This window comes from Ruegeria sp. BF12, assembly GCF_056538705.1.
The window spans coordinates 1-4,454 of sequence record NZ_JBQFTP010000035.1 but is presented as its reverse complement, the minus strand read 5'-3'; the positions used below and the strand labels follow the sequence as shown (position 1 = coordinate 4,454).

Genomic DNA, 4,454 nt, shown 5'->3' with positions numbered 1-4,454 from the left:
CGCGTTTTTACTCGGCGGCTTCTTCGTATTCTGACATTGGTGGGCATGTGCAGACGAGGTTTCGGTCTCCGTATGCGTTGTCGACGCGGTTGACGGGGGACCAGTATTTGTCGACGCCCATGGAGCCTGGGGGGAAGCAGGCCTGTTCGCGGGTGTAGGGGCGGTCCCAGTCGCCGACCAGGTCGCGCACCGTGTGGGGGGCGTTTTTCAGCGGGTTGTTCTCCGCATCGATCTTGCCGTCGATGATGTCCTGTGCCTCGGCCCGGATCGACAGCATGGCGTCGCAGAAGCGATCCAGCTCGGCCATGGGTTCCGATTCCGTGGGCTCCACCATCAGGGTGCCCGCCACCGGCCAGGACATGGTCGGCGCGTGGAAGCCTGAATCGACCAGACGCTTGGCGATGTCGTCGACGCTGACATGGGCCGCCTCGTCCAGGGGTCGGGTGTCGAGGATGCATTCATGCGCCACACGGCCCGTCTCGGACGTGTAGAGGATCGGGTAGGCATCCTGCAGACGTGCCGCGATGTAGTTGGCGTTCAGGATCGCCACTTTCGTGGCCTGGGTCAGACCCGCGCCGCCCATCAGCAGCACATAGGCCCAGCTGACCGGCAGGATCGACGGAGAGCCAAAGGGTGCCGCCGAGACCGGACCCACGGCGGTGCCGTATTCCGGGTGGCCGGGCAGATGCTCGGTCAGGTGCGCCTTGACGCCGATCGGACCCATGCCGGGGCCGCCGCCGCCATGCGGGATGCAGAAGGTCTTGTGCAGGTTCAGGTGGCTGACATCGCCGCCAATGTCACCGGGACGCGACAGACCCACCATGGCGTTCATGTTGGCGCCGTCGATATAGACCTGACCGCCGTGGTCATGGGTGATCTGGCAGACCTCCTGCACGGTGGTCTCGAACACGCCATGGGTGGACGGATAGGTGATCATACAGGCGGCCAGATGATCGGAGTGCTTTTCCGCCTTGGCGCGGAAGTCATTCAGATCAATGTTGCCCTTGTCATCCGCCTGCACCGGCACAACCTGCCAGCCCACCATCTGGGCCGAGGCCGGGTTGGTGCCATGCGCCGAGGTTGGGATCAGGCAGACATTGCGATGCCCTTCGCCGCGGGCGAAGTGGTAGTTGCGGATGGTCAGCAGGCCTGCGTATTCACCCTGCGCGCCCGAGTTGGGCTGCTGGCTGATCGCGTCATAGCCGGTGATCTGGCACAGCTTGTCGTTCAGATCGGCAATCATCTCGTGATAGCCCTGCGCCTGATCTTCGGGGCAGAACGGGTGCAGATTGCCGAACTCGGGCCAGGTGACCGGGATCATCTCGATCGTGGCGTTCAGCTTCATGGTGCAGGACCCCAGCGGGATCATCGCGCGGTCCAGCGCCAGGTCGCGGTCGGCCAGACGACGCATATAGCGGGTGATCTCGGCCTCGGCCCGGTTCTGATGGAAGATCGGGTGGGTCAGGTACTCGCTTTCGCGCAGCGCGTAGTCCGGCAGGCGATATGCGCGGTTCTTCTTGCTGTCATCCTTCTTGTCGATGCCGAAGGCACCCCAGACGGCCTCGATGGTCTCGGGGCGGGTCTGTTCGTCCAGGCTGATGCCCACTTTCGTATCGCCAACCTTGCGCAGGTTCACACCGCGGGCCACAGCGGCCTCCATCACGACAGTCTGCAGGTGACCGACCTCAACGGTGATGGTGTCGAAGAACACTTCTGGCTCGACGGCAAAACCCGCCTCTTCCAGACCGGCGGCAAGTCGCGAGGTCTTGCGGTGCACCGATTGCGCGATGGCCTTGATGCCGTCGGGGCCGTGATAGACCGCATACATCGAGGCGATAACGGCCAGCAGCGCCTGCGCGGTGCAGACGTTCGAGTTGGCTTTCTCGCGACGAATGTGTTGCTCGCGGGTCTGCAGCGCCAGGCGGTAGGCCTTGTTGCCGCGGCTGTCGATGCTGACGCCGATGATCCGACCCGGCATGGACCGCTTCAGCTTGTCGGTGGTTGCCATATAGGCCGCGTGCGGGCCGCCATAGCCCATCGGAACGCCAAAGCGCTGGGTCGAGCCGATGGCAATATCCGCGCCCATCTCACCAGGAGATTTCAGCAGCGCCAGCGACAGGATGTCGGCAGCCACAATCGCGATGGCTTTATGTTCATGCAGCGCCGCAATCTCGTTGGTGAAGTCGCGCACATGGCCGTGGGTGCCGGGATACTGGAAGATCGCGCCAAAGACCGATCCCGCATCCAGCGTATCCGGATCGGCGACCTGCACGTCGATGCCCAGAGGCTCAGCCCGGGTCTTGATCACCGCGATGGTCTGCGGATGGCAGTTCTTGTCGACAAAGAAGGCCGCGTTATTGGCCTTGGACCGGCCACCGCGCTTGGCCATCGCCATGGCTTCGGCCGCAGCTGTGGCTTCGTCCAGCAAGGATGCGTTGGCCACGTCCAGCCCGGTCAGGTCGCTGACCATGGTCTGGAAGTTCAACAGCGCCTCAAGCCGGCCCTGGCTGATCTCGGGCTGATAGGGCGTATAGGCGGTGTACCAGGCCGGGTTTTCCAGGATGTTGCGCAGGATTGGCGCCGGCGTGGTGGTGCCATAGTATCCCTGACCGATCAGCGAGGTCAGAACCTTGTTCTTGCGCGCCACCTCTTTCATGTGGAACAGCGCGTCGCGTTCCGTCATCGCCGGACCCCAGTCCAGCGGTTCCTTCTGCCGGATCGCGGGCGGGACGGTGGCGTCGATCAGCTGGTCCAGCGTCTTGAAGCCGATCACCTGCAACATGTCGCGCATCTCGGTCGGGCTGGGCCCGATGTGGCGGCGATTGGCAAAGTCATAAGCTTCGTAATCGGTCAGTTTGAAGGCCATTGCAGCGCTCCTATGAATAAGTCAGGTCTGGCGGAGACTGCGGCAGCCTCCGATAGAATGCGGGCCGCTCCGGCCCGAACGGGTGGGGGTCCAGATCCGGACCCCCGCAGAGGCTCAGCCGATGAAGGCCTTGTAGCCGGCCTCGTCCATCAGATCTTCGAGTTGCGACGCGTCCGCGATCTTGATCTTGTAGATCCAGGCCTCACCCTCGGGGTCTTCGTTCAGCGCGCCGGGGTTGTCGGCCAGCGCCTCGTTCACCTCGGTAATCTCGCCATCGACCGGCGCGTACAGCTCGGAGGCCGCCTTGACGGATTCGATCACGCCGATCTCGCCGCCTTTTTCGAACTCGTCACCTGCTTCCTGCTGTTCCACGAACACCACGTCACCCAGTTGCTCGGCCGCGTGTGCGGTAATGCCCAGCGTGGCCGTGTCACCCTCAACGGTCAGCCATTCATGCTCTTCGGAATAATAGGTTGCCATCTTGTCTCTCTCCTGACTTCAACGCTTGTAATTCTGTTTGACGAAGGGCAGCGCCACGATCTGCGCCGGCTGCGGCTTGCCCCGGATGATCAGGTTCACCACCTCGCCCGGCTCGCCATGGCCCTTGGACACATAGCCCATCGCCACCGGTCCACCGACCGTGGGGCCAAACACGCCCGAGGTGATCTGGCCGATCGTGTTGCCCTCGGCACACTGGATCTCGACGCCCTGACGCGCCGGGGCGCGGCCTTCGGGCTTGATGCCAACCAGCTTTTTGGCGGGGCCTTCGGCCAGTTCCTTTTGTACCCGTTCGGCGCCTGGAAAGCCGCCTTCTTCCTTGCGGCGTTTTTGAATGGCCCAGCTCAGCGAGGCCTCGATCGGCGAGGTGCTCTGGTCGATGTCATTGCCATAAAGGCACAAGCCCGCCTCAAGCCGCAGGCTGTCGCGCGCGCCCAGACCGGCGGCTTCGCAATCCTCATGCGCCAGAAACGCCTTGCTGACCTCGATCGCCTTGTCCTCGGGGATCGAGATCTCGTAGCCGTCCTCGCCGGTATAGCCCAGACGCGAGATGCGGCATTCGACACCGTTGATATCGGCCACGGTGGTTTCCATGAATTTCAGATCCCGCGCCGCCGGGCAGAGCTCACCCACAACGTTTTCCGCCGCAGGACCCTGAACCGCCACCAGCGCGCGGTCGAAGATCTCGGTCACTTCGACACCGTCCAGATTGTCGCGCATATGCGGAATGTCCTGATCACGCAGCGCCGCGTTCACCACCACAAAATAGTGATCCCCCGCGTTCGACACGATCAGGTCATCCATGATCCCGCCTTCTTCGTTCGTGAAGAACCCGTACCGCGCCTTGCCTTCCTTCAGCGTCGCATAAGCCTGCGGGCAAAGCGCTTCCAGCTTCTCACCCACATTCTCACCCCGCAGGATCACCTGACCCATATGAGACACATCAAACAACGCCGCCTTCTCACGACACTGCTTATGCTCTCCCATAATCCCCAACGGATACTGAACAGGCATCTCCCACCCAGCAAAATCAACCAACTTACCTCCCAACTCAACGTGTAAGTCGTAAAGGGGCGTGCGTTTCAATGCG

General features: G+C 62.6%; 3 protein-coding genes. All 3 read right to left on the bottom strand.

Annotated features, from left to right (window positions below; all coding sequences use genetic code 11):
• Positions 1–7: 7 nt before the first annotated feature.
• Positions 8–2,866 carry an aminomethyl-transferring glycine dehydrogenase gene (gene gcvP / locus ACR0J0_RS23435; RefSeq protein ID WP_480666395.1) on the bottom strand — a complete coding sequence of 953 codons (2,859 nt, stop codon included), beginning with the start codon at positions 2,864–2,866 and terminating at the stop codon, positions 8–10.
• 114 nt (positions 2,867–2,980) lie between these two features.
• A complete protein-coding gene (gcvH, locus tag ACR0J0_RS23430; protein WP_480666394.1) occupies positions 2,981–3,346 on the bottom strand; it encodes a glycine cleavage system protein GcvH in 366 nt (121 codons plus the stop codon).
• An 18-nt stretch (positions 3,347–3,364) separates the two neighbouring features.
• Positions 3,365–4,454, bottom strand: a 1,090-nt coding sequence (gene gcvT / locus ACR0J0_RS23425) for a glycine cleavage system aminomethyltransferase GcvT (RefSeq protein WP_480666393.1), incomplete at its 5' end; no start/stop codon positions are given.